Source organism: Pseudomonas fitomaticsae (assembly GCF_021018765.1).
In the GTDB taxonomy this organism is placed as follows: Bacteria; Pseudomonadota; Gammaproteobacteria; order Pseudomonadales; family Pseudomonadaceae; genus Aquipseudomonas; species Aquipseudomonas fitomaticsae.
The window spans coordinates 6,046,629-6,071,055 of sequence record NZ_CP075567.1; the positions used below are offsets into that span (position 1 = coordinate 6,046,629).

At 61.0% G+C, this 24,427-nt stretch carries 20 protein-coding genes; 11 read left to right on the forward strand and 9 right to left on the reverse strand.

Translation table 11 applies throughout. From position 1 onward, the window contains the following. Positions 1–30: 30 nt before the first annotated feature. From KJY40_RS27510 to KJY40_RS27535, 6 genes are all read right to left on the reverse strand, one after another. Positions 31–855: an ABC transporter permease gene (locus KJY40_RS27510; RefSeq protein ID WP_230733826.1), complete on the reverse strand. Its 825-nt coding sequence runs from the start codon at positions 853–855 to the stop codon at positions 31–33. Between the two features lie 12 nt (positions 856–867). Beyond that, positions 868–2,115 carry an ABC transporter permease gene (locus KJY40_RS27515; RefSeq protein ID WP_007959935.1) on the reverse strand — a complete coding sequence of 416 codons (1,248 nt, stop codon included), beginning with the start codon at positions 2,113–2,115 and terminating at the stop codon, positions 868–870. 182 nt (positions 2,116–2,297) lie between these two features. Continuing rightward, positions 2,298–3,341, reverse strand: a complete 1,044-nt coding sequence (locus tag KJY40_RS27520; RefSeq protein WP_121187472.1) for an ABC transporter substrate-binding protein — start codon at positions 3,339–3,341, stop codon at positions 2,298–2,300. Between the two features lie 48 nt (positions 3,342–3,389). Continuing rightward, positions 3,390–4,514 carry an ABC transporter ATP-binding protein gene (locus KJY40_RS27525; RefSeq protein ID WP_007959931.1) on the reverse strand — a complete coding sequence of 375 codons (1,125 nt, stop codon included), beginning with the start codon at positions 4,512–4,514 and terminating at the stop codon, positions 3,390–3,392. Positions 4,515–4,732: 218 nt separating this feature from the next. Further along, the gene (locus tag KJY40_RS27530) at positions 4,733–5,362 is read right to left on the reverse strand and encodes a response regulator (protein WP_007959929.1); all 630 of its coding nucleotides are present in this window, start codon (positions 5,360–5,362) and stop codon (positions 4,733–4,735) included. Next, the gene (locus tag KJY40_RS27535) at positions 5,363–7,762 is read right to left on the reverse strand and encodes a PAS domain-containing sensor histidine kinase (protein WP_230733827.1); all 2,400 of its coding nucleotides are present in this window, start codon (positions 7,760–7,762) and stop codon (positions 5,363–5,365) included. 73 nt (positions 7,763–7,835) lie between these two features. Here KJY40_RS27535 and KJY40_RS27540 point away from each other — a divergent pair, with 73 nt between their 5' ends. Then, positions 7,836–8,825 (forward strand): alpha/beta hydrolase family protein, encoded by a 990-nt coding sequence (locus tag KJY40_RS27540; RefSeq protein ID WP_230733828.1) that lies wholly within the window; start codon positions 7,836–7,838, stop codon positions 8,823–8,825. Positions 8,826–8,886: 61 nt separating this feature from the next. Here the strand turns inward: KJY40_RS27540 and KJY40_RS27545 are convergent, their stop codons facing one another. Genes KJY40_RS27545 through KJY40_RS27555 form a run of 3 tightly spaced genes read right to left on the reverse strand, consistent with a single transcriptional unit; the run spans position 8,887 to position 11,343 of the window. After that, positions 8,887–9,654: a TerB family tellurite resistance protein gene (locus KJY40_RS27545; RefSeq protein WP_230733829.1), complete on the reverse strand. Its 768-nt coding sequence runs from the start codon at positions 9,652–9,654 to the stop codon at positions 8,887–8,889. A 1-nt stretch (position 9,655) separates the two neighbouring features. Further along, on the reverse strand, positions 9,656–10,327 hold the full coding sequence (gene murU, locus KJY40_RS27550; protein WP_230733831.1) for an N-acetylmuramate alpha-1-phosphate uridylyltransferase MurU: 672 nt from the start codon (positions 10,325–10,327) through the stop codon (positions 9,656–9,658). After that, on the reverse strand, positions 10,324–11,343 hold the full coding sequence (locus KJY40_RS27555; RefSeq protein ID WP_230733833.1) for an aminoglycoside phosphotransferase family protein: 1,020 nt from the start codon (positions 11,341–11,343) through the stop codon (positions 10,324–10,326). The genes murU and KJY40_RS27555 overlap by 4 nt, the downstream gene beginning before the upstream one ends. A 130-nt stretch (positions 11,344–11,473) precedes the next feature. On the opposite strand from KJY40_RS27555, the gene KJY40_RS27560 reads away from it, so the two are divergent. From KJY40_RS27560 to KJY40_RS27605, 10 genes are all read left to right on the forward strand, one after another. Further along, positions 11,474–14,287: an LPS-assembly protein LptD gene (locus KJY40_RS27560; protein WP_230733835.1), complete on the forward strand. Its 2,814-nt coding sequence runs from the start codon at positions 11,474–11,476 to the stop codon at positions 14,285–14,287. Continuing rightward, complete coding sequence (surA, locus tag KJY40_RS27565; protein ID WP_230733837.1) at positions 14,268–15,584, forward strand: peptidylprolyl isomerase SurA; 1,317 nt, start codon at positions 14,268–14,270, stop codon at positions 15,582–15,584. The genes KJY40_RS27560 and surA overlap by 20 nt, the downstream gene beginning before the upstream one ends. Beyond that, complete coding sequence (gene pdxA / locus KJY40_RS27570; protein ID WP_230733839.1) at positions 15,581–16,570, forward strand: 4-hydroxythreonine-4-phosphate dehydrogenase PdxA; 990 nt, start codon at positions 15,581–15,583, stop codon at positions 16,568–16,570. The genes surA and pdxA overlap by 4 nt, the downstream gene beginning before the upstream one ends. Further along, positions 16,567–17,385 (forward strand): 16S rRNA (adenine(1518)-N(6)/adenine(1519)-N(6))-dimethyltransferase RsmA, encoded by an 819-nt coding sequence (gene rsmA, locus KJY40_RS27575; protein WP_230733841.1) that lies wholly within the window; start codon positions 16,567–16,569, stop codon positions 17,383–17,385. The genes pdxA and rsmA overlap by 4 nt, the downstream gene beginning before the upstream one ends. A gap of 116 nt (positions 17,386–17,501) precedes the next feature. Next, entirely contained in the window at positions 17,502–17,882 is a 381-nt protein-coding gene (gene apaG / locus KJY40_RS27580; protein ID WP_064380341.1) for a Co2+/Mg2+ efflux protein ApaG, read from the forward strand. Next, entirely contained in the window at positions 17,882–18,763 is an 882-nt protein-coding gene (locus tag KJY40_RS27585; RefSeq protein WP_230733843.1) for a symmetrical bis(5'-nucleosyl)-tetraphosphatase, read from the forward strand. The genes apaG and KJY40_RS27585 overlap by 1 nt, the downstream gene beginning before the upstream one ends. A gap of 33 nt (positions 18,764–18,796) precedes the next feature. Further along, positions 18,797–19,126 carry a thiosulfate sulfurtransferase GlpE gene (glpE, locus tag KJY40_RS27590; RefSeq protein ID WP_007959911.1) on the forward strand — a complete coding sequence of 110 codons (330 nt, stop codon included), beginning with the start codon at positions 18,797–18,799 and terminating at the stop codon, positions 19,124–19,126. 299 nt (positions 19,127–19,425) lie between these two features. Then, entirely contained in the window at positions 19,426–21,348 is a 1,923-nt protein-coding gene (locus KJY40_RS27595; RefSeq protein WP_007959909.1) for a PrkA family serine protein kinase, read from the forward strand. Positions 21,349–21,552: 204 nt separating this feature from the next. Beyond that, a complete protein-coding gene (locus tag KJY40_RS27600; protein WP_169432164.1) occupies positions 21,553–22,824 on the forward strand; it encodes a YeaH/YhbH family protein in 1,272 nt (423 codons plus the stop codon). Further along, a complete protein-coding gene (locus tag KJY40_RS27605; RefSeq protein WP_230733845.1) occupies positions 22,821–24,392 on the forward strand; it encodes a SpoVR family protein in 1,572 nt (523 codons plus the stop codon). Before KJY40_RS27600 ends, KJY40_RS27605 begins: the two co-directional genes overlap by 4 nt. The last annotated feature ends 35 nt before the right edge of the window (positions 24,393–24,427 follow it).

Sequence of the window (24,427 nt, forward strand, 5' to 3'; positions counted from 1 at the left end):
GAATGGCAGACAACCCGGATCGTGCGATCGTCAGACCTGAGCAGTACGCAATTTCTCGCTACGGCCACGCAACCACTCCAGCGTCAGCAGCAGAATCACCGAGAAGGCAATCAGCAGAGTCGCCGCCGCCGCGATCGTCGGACTCAGGTTCTCGCGAATCCCGCTGAACATCTGCCGAGGCAACGTCGCCTGCTCGGGACCTGCAAGGAACAGCGTCACCACCACTTCATCGAATGACGTCGCAAAGGCAAACAGCACCCCGGAAATCACCCCCGGCGCAATCAGCGGCAAGGTCACCCGACGGAACGTGGTCAGTGGCGAGGCGCCGAGGCTGGCCGCCGCCCGTACCAAATTGTGATTAAAACCCTGCAAGGTCGCCGATACCGTGATGATCACGAACGGCACACCGAGCACCGCGTGCACCACGATCAGCGAGAAGAAACTGTTGCCCAGCCCCAGCGGCGCGAAGAACAGGTAACTGGCCACGCCGATGATCACCACCGGCACCACCATCGGCGAAATCACCAGCGCCATCACCAGCGGCTTGCCGGGGAAGTCGCCACGGGTCAGGCCGATGGCCGCCAGCGTGCCGAACACCATTGCCAGCACCGTCGCGGCCGGAGCGACGATGATGCTGTTCTTCAGCGAGCGCATCCATTCCGCCGAGGCGAAGAAGTCCTGATACCAGTGCAGCGAAAAGCCCTGCAGCGGATACACCAGAAAACTGCCCGAGTTGAACGACAGCGGCACGATCACCAGCACCGGCAGGATCAGGAACAACAGGATCAAGCCGCAGAGGATCCGCAAGCTGTAGAACCATACCCGCTCGACGGGCGACATATAAGGACTCAGCATTTCAAATTCCCCTTAGCTCAGGCGCAGGCGACTGGCACCCACCAGCCAGCTGTAGATCAGATAAAGCACCACGGTCGCCAGCAGCAACAGCCCGCCGAGCGCAGTGGCCATGCCCCAGTTGATGCTGGTGTTGGTGTAGAACGCGACGAAGTAGCTGACCATCTGATCGTTCGGGCTGCCCAGCAGCGCCGGGGTGATGTAGTAGCCGATGGCGAGGATGAACACCAACAGGCAACCGGCGCCGACACCGGCGTAGGTCTGCGGGAAGTACACCCGCCAGAAACTGGCGAACGGGTGGCAGCCGAGAGAAATCGCGGCGCGCATGTAGGTCGGCGAGATGCCTTTCATCACGCTGTAGATCGGCAGGATCATGAACGGCAGCAGGATGTGCACCATCGAGATGTAGACCCCGGTGCGGTTGAACACCAGCTCCAGCGGTTTATCGATGATGCCCATCGCCATCAACGCGCTGTTGATCAATCCGCCGGATTGCAGCAACACGATCCACGCGGCGACCCGCACCAGAATCGACGTCCAGAACGGCAGCAGCACCAGAATCATCAGCAGGTTGCTTTGACGAGATGGCAGGTTGGCCAGCAGGTAAGCCAGCGGATAAGCCAGCACCAGGCAGATCACGGTGATGATCAGGCCCATCCAGAAGGTCCGGGCGAAGATGTCGAGGTAGATCGCCTGATCCGGGGTGGCCGGGGCAATTTCGCCGAGGTCGTCGATGCGGTGATCTACCGCCGCCAACAGATAGAACGGGGTGATGCTGCTGGTGTTGCGCTTCACCGCTTGCCAGTAGGCCGGATCGCCCCAACGCTCGTCGAGGCCTTCCAGCGCTTCTTTATAAGAGGCCGGTTCGCTGGCGAATGGCAGCGAGCGGGCGGTTTTGGTCAGCAGGCTGCGATAGCCGGCCAACTCCATGTTCAGGCGTTTGGACAGATCGCCCAGGGTCTGGTTTTTGCGCGCTTCGGCGAGGTCTTCGCTGGCGGCTTTATAAACCGGTTCTGCGGGCAGGCCTCGGCCGTCCCACGCGGCAATCGCGGTCACGGTGCGCGGCATGCCGCCGACCACTTCCGGGTTGCCGACGCTTTTATAGAGCAGCGCCACGATCGGCACCAGGAACACCAGCAACAGAAACAGCACCAGCGGCGCGATCAGCGCCTGGGCCTTCCAGCGGTTGACCCGCTCGGCGTGCTTGAGCCGCTGCTTCAAGGTGGGGCTGTTGCCCTCGTTCAGGGGAACGGCGATGGCCATGACGTACTCCGCAAATCTTTGATCGTTACAGAGGTGGCGAACCACCTCGATCGATTGATGCATACAAATCCAAATGTGGGAGCGGGCTTGCTCGCGAAGGCGGCGTGTCAGTCGACATCAATGTTGAATGTACTGACGCTTTCGCGAGCAAGCCCGCTCCCACAGGAGAGCGTGCCCTCGGCTTACTTCGCAGCCCAGGAATTGAAGCGCTGCTCCAGTTGCTCGCCGTTGTCAGCCCAGAAGCTGACGTCGATCTGCACCTGGTTGGCGATGTTTTCCGGGGTGGTCGGCATGTCTTTCAGGATTGCCTTGTCCAGCAAAGGCACCGCCTGGGAGTTGGCCGGGCCGTAGGCGATGTTTTCCGAGTAGGTCTTCTGCTGTTGCGGCTGCACCGAGAACGCGATGAATTTCTTCGCCGCTTCGGCACGCTTGGCGTCCAGGCCTTTCGGGATCGCCCAGGCGTCGAAGTCGTAGATGCCGCCATTCCACACCACTTTCAGGTTGGATTCTTTCTGCACCGCGGCGATACGACCGTTGTAGGCCGAGCTCATGACCACGTCACCGGAAGCGAGGTATTGCGGCGGCTGTGCGCCGGCTTCCCACCACTGAATGTTCGGTTTCAGCTCATCCAGTTTCTTGAACGCGCGATCCTGACCGCCCTTGCTGGCCAGCTCCTTGTAGACGTCTTTCGGCGCAACGCCGTCGGCCATCAACGCGAATTCGAGGGTGTACTTGGCGCCTTTGCGCAGGCCGCGCTTGCCCGGGAATTTCTTGGTGTCCCAGAAATCCGCCCAGCTGGTCGGTGCGGTTTTCAGCTTGTCGGCGTTGTAGGCCAGCACGGTCGACCACACGAAGAAACCCACGCCGCACGGCTGGATCGCGCCTTTGACGTAGTCTTCGGTCTTGCCGAACAGCGCAGGATCCAGTTGCTCGAACATGTCTTCGTCGCAGCCACGGGACAGTTCCGGTGATTCAACCTCTACCAGATCCCAGGACACGCTCTTGGTGTCGACCATGGCTTTGACCTTGGCCATCTCACCGTTGTACTCGCCGGCGACGATCTTGCCGTTGCCCGCCGCTTCCCACGGTGCGTAGAAGGCTTTGACTTGCGCCGCCTTGTTCGCCCCGCCAAACGACACCACGGTCAGATCCGGCCCAGCGGCCATTGCGCTTGCCGCACCCATCAGGCCCAGGGTCAGGGCTGTGAACTTCAGGGATCTCAACATTTATTGTTCTCTCCACGTGCAGGGTTGGTGTTGGTGTTGCCGGGGCGATCAATGCGCCTCTAGAAGTGGGTCGAGTGCGCGAACGTGCTCGACCTGCCAGCCAAGCGGAACCACGTCGCCGACCGCGAGCGCTGGATCGAGCTCGGCAATCGGTTGTTTCACGAAGAAGTCGGTCTTGCCGCAGACTTCTAGGCGCACCCGGACGTGGTCGCCCAGATAGATGAATTCGGCCACCCGCCCGGAGAAGCGGTTGACGCATTGGTCGCTCGAACCGTTGAGGCTGACGCGTTCCGGCCGGATCGACAGGGTGACCGGCTCGCCGGTCTGGCCGATGTTGACCGCCAGCGCCTCGACCTTTTCCCCGCGCCCCAGCTCGACCACGCAGCGCTCGCCGTTCTGGCTGAGCAGGCGACCGTTAAGGCGGTTGTTCTCGCCGATGAAGTTGGCGACGAAGGTGTTTTTCGGTTCTTCGTAGAGGGTGCGCGGCGGAGCGATCTGCTGGATTTCGCCCTGATGGAATACGGCAACGCGATCGGACATGGTCAGGGCTTCGCCCTGGTCGTGAGTCACGTAGACCACAGTCACGCCGAGGCGCTGATGCAGGTGTTTGATTTCCATCTGCATGTGTTCGCGCAGCTGTTTGTCGAGGGCGCCGAGCGGTTCGTCCATCAGCACCAGTTGCGGCTCGAACACCAATGCACGGGCCAATGCCACACGTTGTTGCTGACCGCCGGACAGTTGCGCCGGGTAACGCGATGCGAACGCGTCGAGCTGAACCATGCTCAGGACTTTCTTGACCTTGTCGCTGACGTCGCTCTTGTTCAGGCCACGCACGGTCAGCGGGAACGCGAGGTTTTCGGCGACGGTCATGTGCGGGAACAGCGCGTAGTTCTGGAACACCATGCCGATGTCGCGCTTGTGCGGCGGCACGTTGTTGATCGCCCGCCCGGCCAGGAGGATTTCACCGGCGGTCGGGGTTTCGAAACCGGCGAGCATCATCAGGCTGGTGGTCTTGCCCGAGCCGGACGGCCCGAGCAAGGTAAGGAATTCGCCCTTGCGGATGTCCAGGTTGAGGTCTTTGACGATCAGGTTCTCGCCGTCGTAGCTCTTCTGCACTCCACGAAAGCTGACCAGCACATCGCTGGCCCCTGCGTTTGATTCGACCTGGCTCATACCCACACCTTTGTTATTGATGACTGCTGTGGAATTAAGCCTAGTGGCTGCTTGCAGTCACGCAAATCGGGGCGCAGGAGAGAATCGCCTCAGTCGGATGGAAGGCCGGGGGTAGGGATTGCCCTACAAGGATGGCGCGTTTGGACAAACCCGCTGCATGAGTCGGGGCTCAAGCCGTCAGAACCGGCAAAAGCGCCTGTCGCTATTGGATATGTCGCTCAGAGGAGCTTGTGTTCCATCGCGTACTTCACCAGCTCGGCGAGCGAGGTGATGTTGAGCTTCTGCATCAGCCGCGCCTTGTGGGTGCTGATGGTCTTGCTGCTCAGGGCCAGTTGCTGGGCGATGTCGTTGACGTTGGCGCCTTGCGCCAGGCGTTCGAACACCGAGAACTCGCGCTCGGACAGCAACGAGTGCAACGGCCGCGCATCGGTCAGGCCGACTTCGAAGACCATGCGGTCGGCCAGCTCCGGATCGATGTAGCGCCCGCCCGCCGCGACCTTGCGAATCGCCGTCAGCAACAGCGCCGGATCGCTGTCCTTGGTCGCATAACCGGCGGCGCCGACCTTCAGCGCCCGAGCGGCCATCTGCGCTTCGTCGTGCATCGACAGCACCAGAATCGCCGGCGGATGGTTCAGCGCGCGGATCCGCGGAATCGCTTCGAGCCCGTTGACCCCGGGCATCGAGATATCCAGCAACACCACTTCGCAGGGCACGTTGCGCAGGGTTTCCAGCAACTGCTCGCCATTGCTCGCCTCCCCCACCACTTGCAGATCCTTGGCCAGGCCGATCAATTGCTTGATGCCTTCGCGAACGATGGTGTGGTCTTCGGCTACCAGTACACGGATCACTTACTTCTCCTCATCCAGTGGCACCCGCACGCTCAGCGTGGTGCCCTCGCCCGGCTCGCTGTCGAGTGACAGCTGCCCGCCCATGATCAACACCCGCTCGCGCATGCCCACCAGTCCAAAGGACGTCGGCCTGCCGACAGCGGCGACAAATCCTACGCCATCATCGCTGACCGTCAGACACAATTCGTCGCCTTCCTGCGCCAGCGTCAGTTCCACAGTATGCGCCTGGGCATGGCGCATGACGTTGGTCAGCGCCTCCTGAAGAATGCGGAACAGGCCGATGGCCTTGGCGTCGCTGAGCGGCGCAAGGTTGTCCGGCACCTGCACCAGACACGGTATCTGCGTACGCGCCTCGAACCGCCGCGCCTGCCACTCGATCGCCGAGGCGATCCCGGCATCGAGGATCGGTGGGCGCAACGCCGTCGCCACATCGCGCACCAGCTGGAACAACTGGGCGATCAGGCGCTTCATGCTGTTCAGCCGCTCGTTCAGACCCGGGTCGAGTTGCGCGTAGGCCAGTTCGCACATCGATGTCTCCAGTTTCAGCACCGTCAGCATCTGCCCCAGCTCATCGTGAACCTCGCGGGCAATGCGCGCCTTTTCCTCTTCCCGCACGCTTTCCAGGTGCGCCGACAGTTCGCGCAGTTGTTCGCGGGAGGCCGCCAGCTCCAGTTCGATGCGCTTGTTTTCGGTGATGTCCCAGACGATGCCGTCCCAGACATAAGAGCCACCTTCCAGCTGACGGGTAATCGCCTTGATTTCGGCCCAGCGCTGTTCGCCCTGGCGCGTGAGGATCCGGCCCTGCCACGACCAGTCGCTGTCGGTGTCCAACGCCTGATCCTGGGTCTGGTGATAAGCGGCCCGGTCATCCGGATGCACCAGACTGCGCAGGCCCATGTCGCGGTGGGCGATGGCGGCCGGCGCGTAGCCGACCAGACTCTCGCTACCCTCGCTGATGTAGGCAAAGTCGATCTGCCCGGTCACCGGTGCACGCTCGAGACGGAACACCAGCCCCGGCACATTGGCCGCGATGCCTTGCAGCCGCGCCTCGCTTTCCTGCAACGCAGCCAGGGCACGACGGCGCTCGGTGACATCGGTGAGATAAACCACCAGGTACTCGCCATCGCGAAAACGCAGGAAGCTCAGCGACACATCCGCCGGCAGCACACTGCCATCGGCCCGCACACAGTTGGTTTCAAAACTCAGCGGCCCCTCTTCGCTGGCCCGGGCGCGCTTCCAAAGATTGAGCCAGCGATCCATGTACAGGCCCGGTTCGAAGTCGATCAACGGCCGGTCGATGATGGCGCCCTGTGGATAACCGAGCATGTTTTCTGCCGCACGGTTGGCGTAGCGCACATGACTGTCCCAGTTGACCCAGAGAATGCCAACGGTGCTCTGATCGATGGAAAACTGGGTCAGGCGCAGGGCCTCTTCGCTGGCGGCGCGCAGGGCGATGTCTTCACGCGCGTCGAACAAACGTTGTTCAAGACTGCGTTGCTGGCGGCGTTGCCAGAACACGATGGCCACGCAACTGAGCAGCAGCACCGCGAACAACAGACTCAGGTTCTGCCAGAAGCCCGGCGACTCGGAGAGCCGCGGATACTTGGGTTGCAGCCATTGCGCATGCAGCCGTTCCAGATCCTTGGCCGGGATTGCGCGCAAGGCACTCTCGACGATTCCGGCCAGCTCCGGCCAATCGCGGCGGGTGCCGATGCGCAGCAGTTGCGGCAAACCGATGTCTCCGACCACCACCAGCCCGGCAAACTCCGGTTCTGCGGACAGCCGACCGAGCTGCGCCTCATCGACCACCGCGTAGGACGCCTGCTGACTCAGCAACAGTTGCAGCGCCTGACGCTCCATCGGAACGCCTTGCAGATTCAGGTGCGGATAGTTGCCGCGCAGGTAATCGGCGGTGACGCCGGGCATGCGTACGGCCACGCGTGTCTGGCTGTCGAGTTTTTCCAGTTCCACGGTCGCGCTGCTCTTCTGGTCGCTGACCACCAATTGCGACACACGCATGTACGGGTCGGAAAACTGCCACAGACGCAACCCGCCCGGGGTCTGGGTCAGGCCTGGGGCGATGTCGATTTCGCCGTCCCGGGCAGCGGCCTCGAGTTGTGCCAGATCCTGAAAATTGCGCCAGCTCAGCTCGACATTCAGCGCCCTGGCCAATGCCTTCATCACCTCGACGTTGGCCCCCGACAGCCGCTGCAAGCGCCGGTCGTATTGCGCGTACGGCGCCTGCAACACCAGGCCCACGCGCAATTCATTGTGCTGTGCGAGCCACTGTTGTTCGCTCGCCGACAACCGTGCGAGGTGACTCGGGGGCGCAGGCGCCGCCCAGCCCATCAAGGGAAACGCCAGACAGCCGATAACCCACAGGCAGCAAAAACGCATCATTGAAGTCTCATACACTGACAAATTCTGACCAACCCATTAGGCTGCCGGGATAACTTCTGGCCTGGAATAACCGATGCCCCCTGTCTATCGCCTGGCAATGCCAGCATTGTGCCTGTCGCTGATCCTGCCTTGTGCGTTTTCCGTCGAAGCCGCGGATCCGGCACCCGCCCCCGCCGCAGAAAAAGCCGCCGAAGAAAAACCGGTCGAACGCCAGCCACTGCTTGAGCGTAGTCAGGAAGAAGCCGCGGCACTCGAACGCAAGGTTCCGGCTCAGGAACAACAGCAACTGCAAGCTGGCAGCGACACTTTCCTTGCCCTGTGGAAACCGGCCAACACCGCCGAACCCAAAGGCGCGGTAATCCTCATTCCTGGCGCTGGCGAAACCGCAGACTGGCCCCAGGCGATCGGCCCGTTGCGCCGCAAGTTGCCGGACGTCGAGTGGAGCAGCCTGAGTATCACCCTGCCCGATCTGCAAAGCGATGCCATCGCACCGCGCGTGGTCGAAGTACCCGCCGCGCCGAAAACCGTCGACCCGGGCAGCAAGGATTCGACCACCGCCGAGCCGATCGAACAAGCCGCCGGCGGCGAAGCCGATGTGGCTGACAAGGTCGTTGCCGAATCCACCGAAGAACAGTCCAAGGCTGATGCCGAGCGAATCTTCGCCCGCATCGACGCAGCACTGGCCTACGCCGAACAACAGAGCGCGCGCAGCATCGTCGTCCTCGGTCATGGCACCGGCGCCTACTGGGCGGCGCGTTACCTGAGCGAGCGACAAAGCTCGCAAGTCGAGAAGCTGGTGCTGGTGGGCGCACAGACGCCGGCCAAGGCCAAGCCAGAACTGGTGGAGCTGACACCGACCCTGAAGCTGCCGACAGCGGATATTTTCTACATGGATAAACCGCTGGATCGCAATGCGGCACTGGAGCGCATGCAGGCGAGCAAACGACTGAAGACGTCCGCGTTCAGTCAGGTCGCACTCAAGGCCTTGCCGGACAACAAGGCCGAGCAGGAGCAGTTGTTCCGCCGGGTGCGTGGCTGGTTGAATCCACAAAGCCCGGACTGAAGAGCCCGGACTGAAAACGCAGACAAAAAAAATCGCAGCCCAACGCTGCGATTTTTTATGCCTAGCGAAAATCCCGCCGTTCGCGAATCAACGTGTAGGCATTGTGCAATTCGCGGGTCCTTTCGGTGGCCTCGCGCACCTGCGCCGGCGTGGCGCCCGTCCCGGCCACCTTGTCCGGGTGATGCCGGCTGAGCAGACGTCGATAGGCGCGTTTGATCTGCGCCGGTTCACTGGTGGCTGAAACGCCGAGCAGGCGCATCGCCTCCTGATAGCTCACCGCCGCACTGACGATCGGACGCTTGTGCGGCTCGTAATCCGCCGCGAGCGCCTGGATCTGGTGCGTCGTCCAGCCCAGCCACTTGCCCCACTGCGCCAGCAATTCACGCTCGCTGACACCGGCCCGGCCATCGGCCCAGACCATCCGCCAGCAGGCGCGCAACACGCCTTCGGCCGCATGAGGCTGAGCACTCAACCGACGCAGATAACCGCGCAGATTGTCGTTACCGGACTTGCCACGATTGAACGCTGCAATCGCCCGACGCTGTGCCGGCTCGCTCATTTCCAGCGAGCGCATCTCGTGACGCGCCTGCTGGATGTGACCGTCCGTGACCCGCCCGTCTCTCTTGGCCAGACGCCCGAGCAATACGAACAACAGTTCGTCGTTGCGCAACATCGGCCGCCCGCCGAGTTTTTCCCGCAAATGCCCCCAGCTCTGCAAATGCAGGCGCCGATCCAGCGCCTGCCCCAACAAAGCACCAAGCATGGCCCCCGGAATGCTGGCGATAGCAAAACCCGCTCCGGCTCCAATCAGAGTCCCTGGCCACAACATATCAGCGACTCGCTTCTATCAAGGCTTCAGCTTCGGCCAGACGCTCGTGCGTGCCGACATCGACCCAGTGACCTTTCAACCGCTCACCGGTCACCTGCCCGTCCGCCATGGCTTTTCGCAGCAGCGGCGCCAGTTTGAAGGCACCGTCGGTGCAGCCGTCGAACAACTGCGGATGCAGCACGGCGATGCCGCTGTAGGTCAGGGTCGCCGCATCGGCCTGGCCATCACGCACCTGGCCGTCGGTCAGGGTGAAGTCGCCTGTCGGGTGATGCGCCGGATTGTCCGCCAGCACCAGATGCGCCAGACCGGTGATCGGCTGATGCAGCACCCTGAAGTCGTAATCGGTCCAGATGTCACCGTTGACCACCAGGAACGCGTCGTCGCCCAACAGCGGCAAGGCACGGAAAATCCCGCCGCCGGTTTCCAGTGGCTCGCCCTCCGGCGAATACTGGATGGAGACGCCGAATTGCGAACCATCGCCCAAGTGATCTTCAATCTGCTGTCCGAGCCAGGCGTGGTTGATCACGATCTCATTGAAGCCGGCCGCCGCGAGGGCACGCAGGTGATATTCGATCAGCGGCACGCCACCGGCGCGCACCAACGGTTTGGGGGTGGTCAGGGTCAGCGGGCGCATGCGCTCGCCTTTGCCCGCCGCCAGAATCATTGCCTTCATGCCGTCACTCCACCACGCAGGCTGGCAAGGAGTGCCTGCAGATCCGCCAGCTCGGGACGGCGCGCGATGACCGCTTCTATATAAGAGAAGAAACGCGGTACATCACCGAGGTAACGCGGCTTGCCATCGCGATGGCAGATGCGGGCGAAGATGCCGATGACCTTCAAATGGCGCTGCACGCCCATCAGGTCGCTGGCACGCAGGAAATCTTCGAAGTCCGGCTGCACCGGAATGTTCAGTGCCGACGCCTGCTGCCAGTAGCTTTCCAGCCAGCCGCGCACACGCTCTTCAGGCCAGCTGAGGAAGGCGTCCTTGAACAGACAGGTCACGTCGTAAGTCACCGGGCCGTACACGGCGTCCTGGAAATCCAGCACGCCGGGGTTCGGCTCGCTGAGCATCAGGTTGCGCGGCATGTAGTCGCGGTGCACCAGCACTTTCGGCTGAGCGAGGGCGCTGTCGATCAGCAGTTCGCTGACCTTTTGCCACTGCTGCTGTTGGGTGGCATCGAACTCGACGCCCAACTCGCGTTTCACGTACCACTCGGGAAACAGCTCCAGCTCGCGGCGCAATAACGCGACGTCATAGCTCGGCAGCGGCGCCACCATTGGCAGCTGCTGAAAAGCCAGCAGCGCTTGCAGGGCATCGCTAAATAACGCGTCGGCATTTTCGCTGTCGATCACGTCCAGATAGGTCTTGTTGCCCAGGTCATTGAGCAAAAGAAACCCTCGCTCGAGGTCCTCGGCATATATTTTCGGCACGTTGATGCCGGATTTCGCCAGCAAAAAAGCGATATCCACGAACGGTTTGCAGTTTTCCTGAGGCGGCGGCGCGTCCATCACGACGAAGCTGCGACCCGCGCCTTCCCAACGGAAATACCGGCGGAAACTCGCGTCGCTGCTGGCCGCGATCAACGTGGCCGGGGGTACGGCGCCCCAGCCCTGATCTGCAAAAAGGATTGCCAACTGTTCATCGAGCCAAACTTTCAGGTGTTGCAAGCGTACATCTTGATCAGGCATTGCAAGGGTCTCCGACGGCGCTAGCCGTCAAGCGGGTCATGCTTTATTATCCAGCATCTTTTTCAGACCATCGAGAGGCGTGCGGCCCACACCGCGGGCAGATGGCACGCAGGAAGCCCGGACTAATAAGATGGCATTGAAATCCCCCGCGTTTCGTAAAAAATTTCCGTTGTTGGTAACCGGCAGTCTGCTGGCTATGCAACCTCTGGCCAGTTCATTCGTTGTTGCCGCCGAGCAGTATGACTGCGCCGTCTCGGCAACGGGTGGCTGGGCCTGCTCGCCGAAGACGCCGGCCGCTGCCTTGCCGCCGCGTCCCGTGCATGACGGCAGTGCCGTCAGCGCCGCTGGCGAAGCCCCGGCCGAGAGCGGCTCCACTGCGGAGTCCGGGCCCAAGCCGGTACTGGTTACCGAGTCCAAGGGCCGTGGCCTGAAATCCCGTAGCGAAGACTACAGTCACCTCGACTGGGTTCCGCGCGAGAAGCTCACCGCCGCCCAACTGGCCGAGACCGGTCCTTACTGCTCTGGTTCCTATATCGAACCGATTCGTCCTGGCATGAATGACAAGACGAATAAAAGTGACGCCCCGACCTTCATCGGCGCCAAGGCGTCGCGTTATCAGCAGGATTCGCAGGTCGCGAGTCTGGCCGGTGACGTGGTCATGCGTCAGGGCAGCATGCAGGTCGAGGCCGACGAGGCCAACCTGTATCAGGCCGAAAGCCGAGGCGAACTGGCCGGCAACGTGCGCATTCGCGACAACGGCGCGCTGATCGTCGGCGACCACGCCGATGTACAGCTCGACACCGGTGAAGCCAAGGTCGACAACGCCGAATACGTCATGCACAAGTCGCGCATCCGCGGTAACGCGCTGTACGCCAAGCGTGCCGAAAACGCGATCATCCGCCTGAAGGACGGCACGTACACCACGTGCGAACCGAACAGCAACGCCTGGCAGCTCAAGGGCAACAACATCACCCTGAACCCTGCCACCGGCTTCGGTACCGCGACCAACGTGACGCTGCGGGTCAAGGACATTCCGGTCCTTTACACCCCGTACATCTACTTCCCGATCGACGATCGTCGTCAGTCGGGCTTCCTGCCGCCGACCATCGGCACCGGCAGCGACACCGGCTTCATGCTGGTGACTCCGTACTACTTCAACCTGGCGCCGAACTACGACGCCACGTTGTACCCGCGCTACATGAGCAAGCGCGGCCTGTTGATGGAAGGCGAGTTCCGCTACTTGACCAAGTCGAGCGAAGGTCAGTTCGGTGCGGCGTACCTCAACGACGAGGACACCGATCGCAGCAAGCAGACCGATTACGAAAAAAATCGCTACATGTACAACTGGCAACACAAGGGCGGCCTCGACTCCCGCGTGTACACCCAGGTTGACTACACCAAGATCAGCGACCCGTATTACTTCCAGGATCTGACCACCGACCAGATTGGGGTCAAGAGCCAGGACTTCGTGAACCAGCAGGGTCTGGTTGCCTACCGTGGCGACAACTACACCGCCATGCTGAACGCCCAGCAATATCAGCTGGCAACCGTTTCGAACATCACGCCCTACGGCCGTCTGCCGCAGCTCACCCTGAACGGCAAACTGCCTTACCATCCGGAAGGCCTGGACTTCGAATACGAGACCGAACTGGTCCGCTTCGATCGCGACCTGAAAGATGGCAACTTCGTCAACGAAGATGGCACCGTCGAGTCCCGACTGGACAACAACGTGACCGGTCTGGCTCGCGCCAACGGTGACCGCCTGAACCTGAAGCCCGGCGTCAGCCTGCCGATGAACTGGACGTACGGCTTCTTCAAGCCGTCGCTCAAGTACCAGTACACCCAGTACCAACTGGACCTGGACGGCCGAGGCAAAGACGACATCGTCATTCAGAAACAAGTGGCTGCTGCGAACGGCACCCGCTACGTCAACGGCGACTTCAGCAGCAATCAAAGCCGTGGCGTACCGATCGCCAGCATCGACAGCGGTCTGTACTTCGACCGCGACACGTCGTACTTCGGCAAGAACTATCGCCAGACTCTGGAACCGCGCCTGTTCTATCTCTATGTACCCGAGAAAGATCAAGAAGACATTCCAGTGTTCGACACCAGCGAATACACCTTCAACTATGCCTCGCTGTTCCGTGACAACCGTTTCTCCGGCTCCGACCGTGTCGGCGACGAAAACAAGCTGTCGCTTGGCGTCACCAGCCGCTGGATCGAAGAGGATGGTTTCGAGCGTCAACGCATCAGCGTCGGTCAGGCCCTGTACTTCAAGGATCGTGAAGTACAACTGCCAGGCATCGACCCGAAAACCCGCGACGACGCGAACTCCAACGTTTCGCCCTATGCGCTGGAATACGAGTACCGCTGGAACCGCGACTGGCGCACCACGGCCGATTACAACTGGGATCCGGACAGCCGCAGCCCGCGTTCCGGCAGTGCGATGTTCCACTACCAGCCTGAAGACAACCCGAACAAGGTGGTCAACGTCGGCTATCGCTATCGCAACGACCAGGTCCGTTACGACCAGAACACCGGTAAATGGTCGGTGGGTGGTGGTGACTACGGCACCCCGGGCCAGCCTGGCTACGTGAAGGACTACTACAAGATCCAGCAGCATGACTTCTCGGTCATCTGGCCGATCGTTCCGCAGTGGAGCGCGATCAGCCGCTGGCAGTACGACTACAACCGCAATCGCACGCTGGAAGCCTTCGGTGGTTTCGAATATGACAACTGCTGCTGGAAACTGCGCCTGATCAACCGTTACTGGGTCAGCTATGACGAGTTCAGTCAGAACGCCCCGGAAAACGAAAAAGGCGACCACGGCGTCTTCCTCCAAATTGTTCTGAAGGGACTCGGCGGCCTCACCGGCGCCAAGGTAGAGAGCTTCCTCGACAAAGGCATCCAAGGTTATCGTCAACGTGAAGACCAAGCTTTCTGATTGTCTGCGCCCGCTGATGCTGGGCGCGCTGTTCCTGGGTACCGCGGCCAACGCCGCGGTGCAGTCCATCGATAAAGTGGTGGCCATCGTCGACAACGACGTGGTCATGCAGAGCCAGCTGGATCAGCGCGTCCACGAAGTTCAGCAAACCATCGCCAAGCGTGGCGGCGGCTTGCCGCCTCCGGGCGTGCTGGATCAACAGGTGCTCGAGCGCCTGATCGTCGAGAACCTGCAATTGCAGATCGGCGAACGTTCCGGCATCCGCATCACCGATGAAGAGCTGAACCAGGCTGTCGGCACCATTGCCCAGCGCAACAACATGACCCCGGAACAGTTCCGCATCGCCCTGTCTCGCGATGGCCTGTCCTATGAGGACGCTCGCGAGCAGATCCGCCGCGAAATGGTCATCAGCCGTGTACGCCAGCGTCGCGTGGCCGAGCGCATTCAGGTATCGGAACAGGAAGTGAAGAACTTCCTCGCCTCTGACCTGGGCAAGATGCAGCTGTCCGAAGAGCTGCACCTGGCCAACATCCTGATCCCGACCCCGGAAAGCGCCAACTCCGAAGCAATTCAGAGTGCAGCGCGCAAGGCGATGGACGTTTACCAGCAGCTCAAGCAAGGCGCTGACTTCGGCCAGATGGCCGTGGCCAACTCCGCCAGTGACAACGCACTGGAAGGCGGCGACATGGGCTGGCGTAAAGCCGCTCAACTGCCACCTCCGTTCGACCGTGAACTGAGCAGCATGACACCTGGCGACATCACTCAACCGGCACGTACTCCGGGTGGTTTCATCATCCTGAAGCTGCTGGAAAAACGCGGTGGCGAGAGCCAGATGCGCGACGAAGTGCATGTGCGCCACATTCTGGTCAAGCCAAGTCCGGTTCGCGACGAAGCCAAGACCAAGGAACTGGCTCAGTCGCTGTATAACCGCATCGAAGCTGGCGAAGACTTCGCTGAACTGGCGAAAAAATATTCGGAAGACCCGGGCTCCGCCCTCAACGGCGGCGACCTGAACTGGATCGACCCGAACGCACTGGTACCGGAATTCCGCGCCGTGATGGCCAAGGCCCCGCAAGGGCAGCTGTCCAAGCCGTTCCAGACCCAGTACGGCTGGCACGTTCTGGAAGTCCTTGGCCGTCGCGCCACTGACAGCACCGAACAGGCCCGTGAGCAGCAGGCTATGACCGTACTGCGTAACCGCAAATACGACGAAGAGCTGCAAACCTGGCTGCGTCAGATCCGTGACGAAGCGTACGTAGAGATCAAACTCCCTGGTGCAGACCAGGCAGCGCAGTGAAACCCAAGCGTTTCGCGCTGACACCCGGCGAACCGGCCGGCATCGGTCCCGACCTGTGCCTGCTGCTCGCCTCGCAAGCCCAGCCACACCCCCTGATTGCCATCACCAGCCGCGACCTGCTTCAAGAGCGGGCCGCGCAGCTGGGGCTGGCCGTCTGCTTGCTGGAAGTGGCGCCTGACCACTGGCCGGACGTTCCGGCGCCCGCCAACAGCCTGTACGTCTGGGACACCCCGCTCAGCGCCCCCGTGGTCGCCGGGCAACTGGACAAGGCCAACGCCGCATTCGTTCTCGAAACCCTGACCCGCGCCGGCAATGGCTGCCTGAACGGCGATTTCGCCGGGATGATTACCGCCCCGGTGCACAAAGGCGTGATCAACGAATCGGGCATCGCGTTTTCCGGTCACACCGAATTTCTCGCCGACCTGACCCACACCGCCCAGGTAGTCATGATGCTCGCCACCCGCGGTTTGCGCGTGGCGCTGGTCACCACTCACCTGCCCTTGCGCGACATCGCCGATGCGATCACGCCGGAGCGGCTGGAACGGGTCACGCGGATTCTTCACACCGACCTGCAACAAAAATTCGGCATCGCCCAACCGCGTATCCTGGTCTGCGGACTCAACCCGCACGCCGGTGAAGGCGGACACCTGGGCCATGAAGAAATCGACATCATCGAACCCACATTGGAGCGCCTGCGCGGCGAGGGCATGGACCTTCGTGGCCCGCTGCCTGCCGACACTCTGTTTACCCCCAAATATCTGGAGCACTGCGACGCAGTGCTGGCGATGTACCACGACCAGGGCCTGCCCGTGCTGAAGTACAAAGGCTTCGGCGCCGCGGTCAATGTGACCCTGGGCCTGCCGATCATCCGCACGTCGGTCGACCATGGCACCGCCCTGGACCTGGCCGGCAGCGGCAAGATCGACACCGGCAGCCTGCAAGTCGCCCTGGAAACCGCCTACCAGATGGCCGAGACCCGTTTATGACCGAGCAATACCAACACAAGGCGCGCAAACGCTTTGGCCAGAACTTCCTGCACGATGCCGGCGTCATCGACCGCATCCTGCGCTCCATCAGTGCCAAGGCCGGCGACCGCATGCTGGAAATCGGGCCGGGCCAGGGCGCATTGACCGCCGGCATCCTCAACTCCGGCGCCCAGCTGGACGTGGTGGAGCTGGACAAGGACCTGATCCCGATCCTCAACCAGCAGTTTGCCGGCAAGAGCAATTTCAACCTGCATCAGGGCGATGCGCTGAAGTTCGACTTCAATACCCTGAACGCTGCGCCGAACAGCCTGCGCGTGGTCGGCAACCTGCCGTACAACATCTCCACGCCGCTGATTTTCCACCTGCTGAACAACGCCGGCATCATTCGCGACATGCACTTCATGCTGCAGAAGGAAGTGGTCGAGCGTCTGGCTGCGGGTCCGGGGGGTGGTGACTGGGGTCGTCTGTCGATCATGGTTCAGTACCATTGCAAGGTCGAACATCTGTTCAACGTCGGCCCGGGCGCGTTCAATCCGCCACCGAAAGTCGACTCGGCGATCGTCCGTCTGGTACCGCACGCGGTGCTGCCGCATCCGGCCAAGGATCATCGCCTGCTCGAGCGCGTGGTGCGTGAAGCCTTCAACCAGCGTCGCAAGACCCTGCGCAACACCCTCAAGCAGTTGCTGAGCAACGCCGAGATCGAAGCCGCCGGGGTCGATGGCAGCCTGCGTCCCGAGCAACTCGACCTGGCCGCATTCGTGCGCCTGGCCGACAAGCTGGCCGAACAGCCGACGAAGGTGCCTGAAGCCGACTGACCGGCAATCATCGCTATCGGGCGGGACGCCAACTCTGGTCTACTGCCCGATACTTGCCTAGACTGAATCCCAATCAGCTACGCCCCGCGTCCCGCTTCGTTTTTAAGGCCTTTTGCATGTCCGATCCTCGCTACCAGGTCGATGTCAGTGTCGTTACCCACTATCTGGCAGACCAATCGCAACCCGAGCACGAGCGCTTTGCCTTCGCCTACACCATCACTGTGCAGAACAATGGCGAGCAACCGGCCCGCCTGATGTCGCGCCACTGGGTGATCACCGATGGCGACGGGCATGTCGAAGAAGTGCGCGGCGCCGGCGTGGTCGGCCAGCAACCGCTGATCGGCGCTGGCAAAAGCCACACCTACAGCAGCGGCACGGTGATGACCACCAAGGTCGGCACCATGCAAGGCACTTACGAAATGGTCGCCGACGACGGCAAGCATTTCGATGCGATCATCAAGCCCTTCCGCCTCGCCGTTCCCGGAGCCCTGCACTGATGGCGACGTATGCCGTCGGCGACCTGCAAGGCTGCCTGGAACCGCTCAAATGCCTGCTAAAGCAGGTCGCGTTCGACCCGACCCTGGACCGCCTGTGGCTGGTGGGCGATCTGGTCAATCGTGGCCCGCAGTCGCTGGAAACCCTGCGCTTCCTCTATGGCATGCGCGACTCGCTGGTCTGCGTCCTCGGCAATCACGACCTGCACTTGCTGGCGGCGGCGAAGAACATCGAGCGGATGAAGAAGTCCGACACGCTGCGTGAAATCCTTGAAGCGCCCGACTGCGCAGAACTGATGGAGTGGCTGCGCCAGCAGAAACTCATGCACTACGACGAACAACGCGAAGTGGCCATGGTGCATGCGGGCATCCCTCCACAATGGTCGCTGCGCAAAGCGCTCAAGTATGCTGAGGAAGTCGAGACTGCGCTGCGTGACGATAACCTGCTTTCGCCCTTCCTCGACGGCATGTACGGCAACGAGCCGGCAAAGTGGGACAGCGACCTCAAAGGCGTGACACGCCTGCGTGTCATCACCAATTACTTCACCCGCATGCGTTTCTGCACCGCCGAAGGCAAGCTCGACCTCAAGAGCAAGGAAGGCCTCGACACCGCACCGCCGGGCTACAAACCCTGGTTCCAGCACAAGGAACGCAAGACCCGTGGCCTGCGGATCATCTTTGGTCACTGGGCGGCGCTGGAAGGCAACGTTCACGAACCCGGCATCTGCGCCCTCGACACCGGTTGCGTGTGGGGCGGCAGCCTGACCCTGATGAATGTCGACAGCGGCGAACGCCTGTCATGCAAATGCGACGAGCATGGGGCCGTCCTGCCCACCGTCGCGCCACTGATCACCGAATCCTCTCCCGTCAGCGCCCCGCGCTAGACTGCGATTTCAGCCGAGCCACAGGAGCCCGCCATGAGCGAATTCAAACGTATCCCCCCGGAACAGGCCCAGGCCCTGCGCGAGCAAGGCGCCGTGGTCGTCGACGTCCGTGACCCGGCAACATTTGCCGCACTGCACATCAGCGGCTCGAAGCATCTGGACAATCATTCCCTCCATGCTTTCATCCAGGGCGCCGACCTCGATGCCCCCACCGTCGTGGTCTGCTACCACGGCAACTCGAGCCAGGGTGCCGCAGCCTACCTCGTGAGCCAGGGCTTCTCCGACGTCTACAGCATGGACGGCGGCTTCGAACTGTGGCGTACGACTTTTCCTTCGGAAACCGCGCAAGGCACCTCCGAATAATTTTTTTTGTAACGTGCAGGCCCCGGCTCCCGCGGGCTTGCGCGGTGGCAGACGAACGGTCTTGCCACAACTAATTACGTATCTCGCCTTTACCTCCCGAATTCCCAACTATCCTTAAGCCCAGGCCATCCAAAACAGGGGAGAGCCGGTACACCGGCGCACGGGTCATCGGGAGTGACTTTCAAGGTTGTCGACCGCGAAAGTGTTCTGGGGGGTAAACAACAGCTGCCATCGCAGCTGCTTGCCAGCATCGACTGAGTGATCCGGCGTCGGCTCCACGTATCGAGCGAGGTGACGTCATGAGTATCTTTAGCCACTTCCAACAACGCTTCGAGTCCACACGCCAGGAAGAATTCTCCCTGCAGGAGTACCTGGAACTGTGCAAAAAGGATCGCAGTGCCTACGTTTCCGCCGCCGAGCGTCTATTACTGGCCATCGGCGAACCGGAACTGCTCGACACCTCGACCAACTCGAGACTGTCGCGCATCTTTTCCAACAAGGTGATCCGCCGCTATCCGGCCTTTGAAGACTTCCACGGGATGGAAGAATGCATCGACCAGATCGTGTCGTATTTCCGCCATGCCGCTCAGGGCCTGGAAGAGAAGAAACAGATCCTCTATCTGCTTGGCCCTGTCGGCGGCGGTAAGTCGTCCCTGGCCGAGAAGCTGAAACAGCTCATCGAAAAAGTGCCCTTCTACGCGATCAAGGGCTCGCCGGTATTCGAATCGCCTCTGGGTCTGTTCAACGCCACCGAAGATGGCGCGATCCTCGAGGAAGACTTCGGCATTCCACGGCGCTACCTGAACACCATCATGTCGCCATGGGCCACCAAGCGCCTGGCCGAATTCGGCGGCGACATCAGCCAGTTCCGCGTGGTCAAGCTGTACCCGTCGATCCTCAACCAGATCGCCGTGGCCAAGACCGAACCGGGTGACGAAAACAACCAGGACATTTCCGCGCTGGTGGGCAAGGTCGATATCCGCAAACTCGAAGAATTTCCGCAGAACGACGCCGACGCCTACAGCTACTCCGGTGCGCTGTGCCGGGCCAACCAGGGCCTGATGGAATTCGTCGAGATGTTCAAGGCACCGATCAAGGTGCTCCACCCATTGCTGACCGCCACTCAGGAAGGCAACTACAACAGTACCGAAGGCCTCGGCGCGATTCCGTTCACCGGGATCCTGCTGGCCCACTCCAACGAATCGGAGTGGCACACCTTCCGCAACAACAAGAACAACGAAGCCTTCATCGACCGGATCTACATCGTCAAGGTGCCGTACTGCCTGCGCGTCAGTGATGAGGTGAAGATCTACGACAAGCTGCTGTTCAACAGCTCCCTGGCCAAGGCGCATTGCGCGCCGGACACCCTGAAGATGCTGGCGCAATTCACCGTGCTGTCGCGCCTGAAAGAGCCGGAAAACTCCAACATCTACTCCAAGATGCGGGTGTATGACGGCGAAAACCTCAAGGACACCGATCCGAAGGCCAAGTCGATCCAGGAATACCGCGATGCGGCGGGCGTCGACGAAGGCATGAACGGTCTGTCGACCCGGTTTGCGTTCAAGATCCTGTCCAAGGTCTTCAACTTCGATCCGCATGAAATCGCTGCCAACCCGGTGCACCTGCTCTATGTGCTGGAACAGCAGATCGAACAGGAACAATTCCAGGCCGAGACCCGCGAGCGCTATCTGCGCTACCTGAAAGAGTACCTGGCACCGCGTTATATCGAATTCATCGGCAAGGAAATCCAGACCGCCTACCTCGAGTCTTACAGCGAGTACGGCCAGAACATCTTCGACCGCTACGTGCTGTATGCGGACTTCTGGATTCAGGATCAGGAATACCGCGATCCGGAAACCGGCGAGATCCTCAACCGCGTAGCCCTCAACGAGGAGCTGGAAAAAATCGAGAAACCGGCCGGCATCAGCAATCCGAAGGATTTCCGCAACGAAATCGTCAACTTCGTGTTGCGCGCCCGAGCCAACAACAACGGCAAGAACCCGACCTGGCTCAGCTACGAAAAACTGCGGGTGGTCATCGAGAAGAAAATGTTCTCGAACACCGAGGACCTGCTGCCGGTCATCAGCTTCAATGCCAAGGCCAGCAAAGAGGACCAACAGAAGCACAACGACTTCGTTACACGAATGGTCGAACGCGGCTACACCGACAAACAGGTACGACTGCTCTCCGAGTGGTATCTGCGGGTCAGAAAATCACAGTAAACCGCGGCCGGTCAGACCGGTTGTCGTCAGCCCGAGGCTTGTGTGCGCATTTTCTGCTACACAGGCCTCTGGAAGGTGTTCGAAAGGCGGTAGCGAGTTTCAGGCAGCACCCAAAGCGCTTGGGGGAGCGTTTGCGTCCCCAGGCATTCGGTTAAACGCTGCATGACCGCTCGCCCTTTGCAGGACAGCTTCTAAGGAGCAGTCATGAGCTATGTGATCGACCGACGTCTCAATGGCAAGAACAAGAGCACGGTGAACCGTCAGCGCTTCCTGCGGCGTTACCGTGACCACATCAAAAAGGCTGTCGAAGAGGCGGTCAGCCGGCGTTCCATCACCGATATGGAGCACGGCGAGCAGATCAGCATTCCCGGTCGCGATATCGACGAACCGGTGCTTCACCATGGTCGCGGCGGCAAACAGACCGTGGTTCACCCCGGCAACAAGGAATTCACCGCTGGCGAACACATCGCCCGTCCGCCGGGAGGTGGCGGAGGCCGTGGGCCAGGCAAGGCCGGCAACTCCGGCGAAGGCATGGACGAGTTCGTTTTCCAGATCACCCAGGAGGAATTCCTCGAATTCATGTTCGAGGACCTGGAACTGCCCAACCTGGTCAAGCGCAATCTGACCGGCACCGACACCTTCAAGACTGTGCGTGCGGGGATCAGCAACGAGGGCAACCCGTCGCGGATCAACATCATCCGCACCCTGCGTTCGGCCCACGCACGGCGCATTGCCCTCTCGGGCAGCAGCCGCGCGAAACTGCGCGAGGCGAAAGAAGAACTGGCGCGACTCAAACGGGAAGAACCGGATAATTTCGGCGACATTCAGGATCTAGAAGCGGAAATCGAGAAACTCAGCGCCCGCATTCATCGGGTACCGTTTCTCGACACCTTCGACCTCAAATACAACCTGCTGATCAAACAGCCGAACCCCAGCTCGAAAGCCGTGATGTTCTGCCTGATGGACGTTTCCGGCTCCATGACCCAGGCGACCAAGGACATCGCCAAACGGTTTTTCATCCTGTTGTACCTGTTCCTGAAGAGGAACTACGACAAGATCGACGTGGTGTTCATCCGTCACCACACCAGCGCCCGTGAGGTGGATGAAGAGGAGTTTTTCTATTCCCGCGAGACCGGTGGCACCATCGTTTCCAGCGCCCTGAAGCTGATGCAGGAGATCATGGCCGAGCGCTACCCGAGCAATGAATGGAACATCTACGCCGCCCAGGCTTCCGACGGCGACAACTGGAACGACGACTCGCCGATCTGCCGCGACATCCTGATCAACCAGATCATGCCTTTTGTGCAGTACTACACTTACGTGGAGATCACCCCGCGCGAACATCAGGCCTTGTGGTACGAGTACGAACGCATCGCCGAAGCCTTTTCCGACACTTTTGCCCAGCAACAACTGGTCTCGGCCGGGGATATCTATCCGGTCTTCCGTGAACTCTTCCAGCGCAGGTTAGTGACATGACCGCCAAGACCGCCAAAGAGCAGAAGCGCCAACCCATTTCCACCGGCTCGGAATGGACATTCGAGCTGATCCAGACGTACGACCGCGAAATCGCCCGTATCGCGGCCCGCTATGCCCTGGATACCTATCCCAACCAGATCGAAGTGATCACCGCCGAACAGATGATGGACGCCTATGCTTCGGTCGGCATGCCGCTGGGCTATCACCACTGGTCCTACGGCAAGCACTTCCTCAGCACCGAAAAATCCTACAGCCGCGGACAGATGGGGCTGGCGTACGAGATCGTGATCAACTCGGACCCGTGCATCGCGTACCTGATGGAAGAAAACACCATCTGCATGCAGGCGCTGGTGGTCGCGCATGCCTGCTACGGCCACAACAGCTTCTTCAAGGGCAACTACCTGTTCCGCACCTGGACCGACGCCAGTTCGATCATCGATTACCTGGTATTCGCCAAGCAGTACATCATGCAGTGCGAGGAACGCCACGGGATCGACGCTGTGGAGGATCTGCTCGACTCCTGCCACGCCCTGATGAACTACGGGGTCGACCGCTACAAACGTCCATACCCGATTTCCGCCGAAGAAGAGCGGCGCCGGCAGAAGGATCGCGAAGAACACCTGCAGAAACAGATCAACGACCTGTGGCGCACCATTCCCAAAGGCGCGGACAAGTACAGCGACAAGGACAACGCACGCTTTCCGGCCGAGCCGCAGGAAAACATCCTGTATTTCATCGAGAAACACGCGCCACTGCTGGAACCCTGGCAGCGCGAGATTGTGCGGATCGTGCGCAAGATCGCTCAATATTTCTATCCACAACGCCAGACCCAGGTGATGAACGAAGGCTGGGCGACGTTCTGGCACTACACGTTGATGAACGACCTGTACGACGAAGGCCTGGTGACGGACGGCTTCATGATGGAGTTCCTGACGTCCCACACCAGCGTGGTGTTCCAGCCGGGGTTCGACAGCCCTTATTACAACGGCATCAACCCGTATGCACTGGGGTTTGCGATGTATCGCGACATCCGCCGCATGTGCGAAGAACCTACAGAAGAAGACCGCCGCTGGTTCCCGGAAATCGCCGGCAGCGACTGGTTGTCGACCATCAAGTTCGCCATGAGCAGCTTCAAGGATGAGAGCTTCATCCTGCAGTACCTGTCACCCAAGGTGATCCGCGATTTGAAACTGTTCAGCATCCTCGATGACGATCAGAAGGACGATCTGCTGGTACCTGCGATCCATGACGAGGGCGGCTACCGGATCATTCGCGAAACGCTCGCAGCGCAATACAACCTGGGCAACCGCGAACCGAACGTGCAGATCTACAGCATCGACCGCCGCGGTGACCGCTCGCTGACCCTGCGCCACCAGCAACACGACCGCAAACCGCTGGGCGATTCCACCGACGAGGTTCTCAAACACCTTCACCGGCTGTGGGGCTTCGACATTCATCTGGAAACCCTGCAGGGCGACCAGATCATGAAGACCCATCATGTTCCACCCCGCAGCGAACACAGCGAGGGGGATTACGGTCGACTCGACCTGGCCGTCATTCATCTTTGATCCTGTTCAGGCCTCCGAAAGTCCGGTGCAAGGGT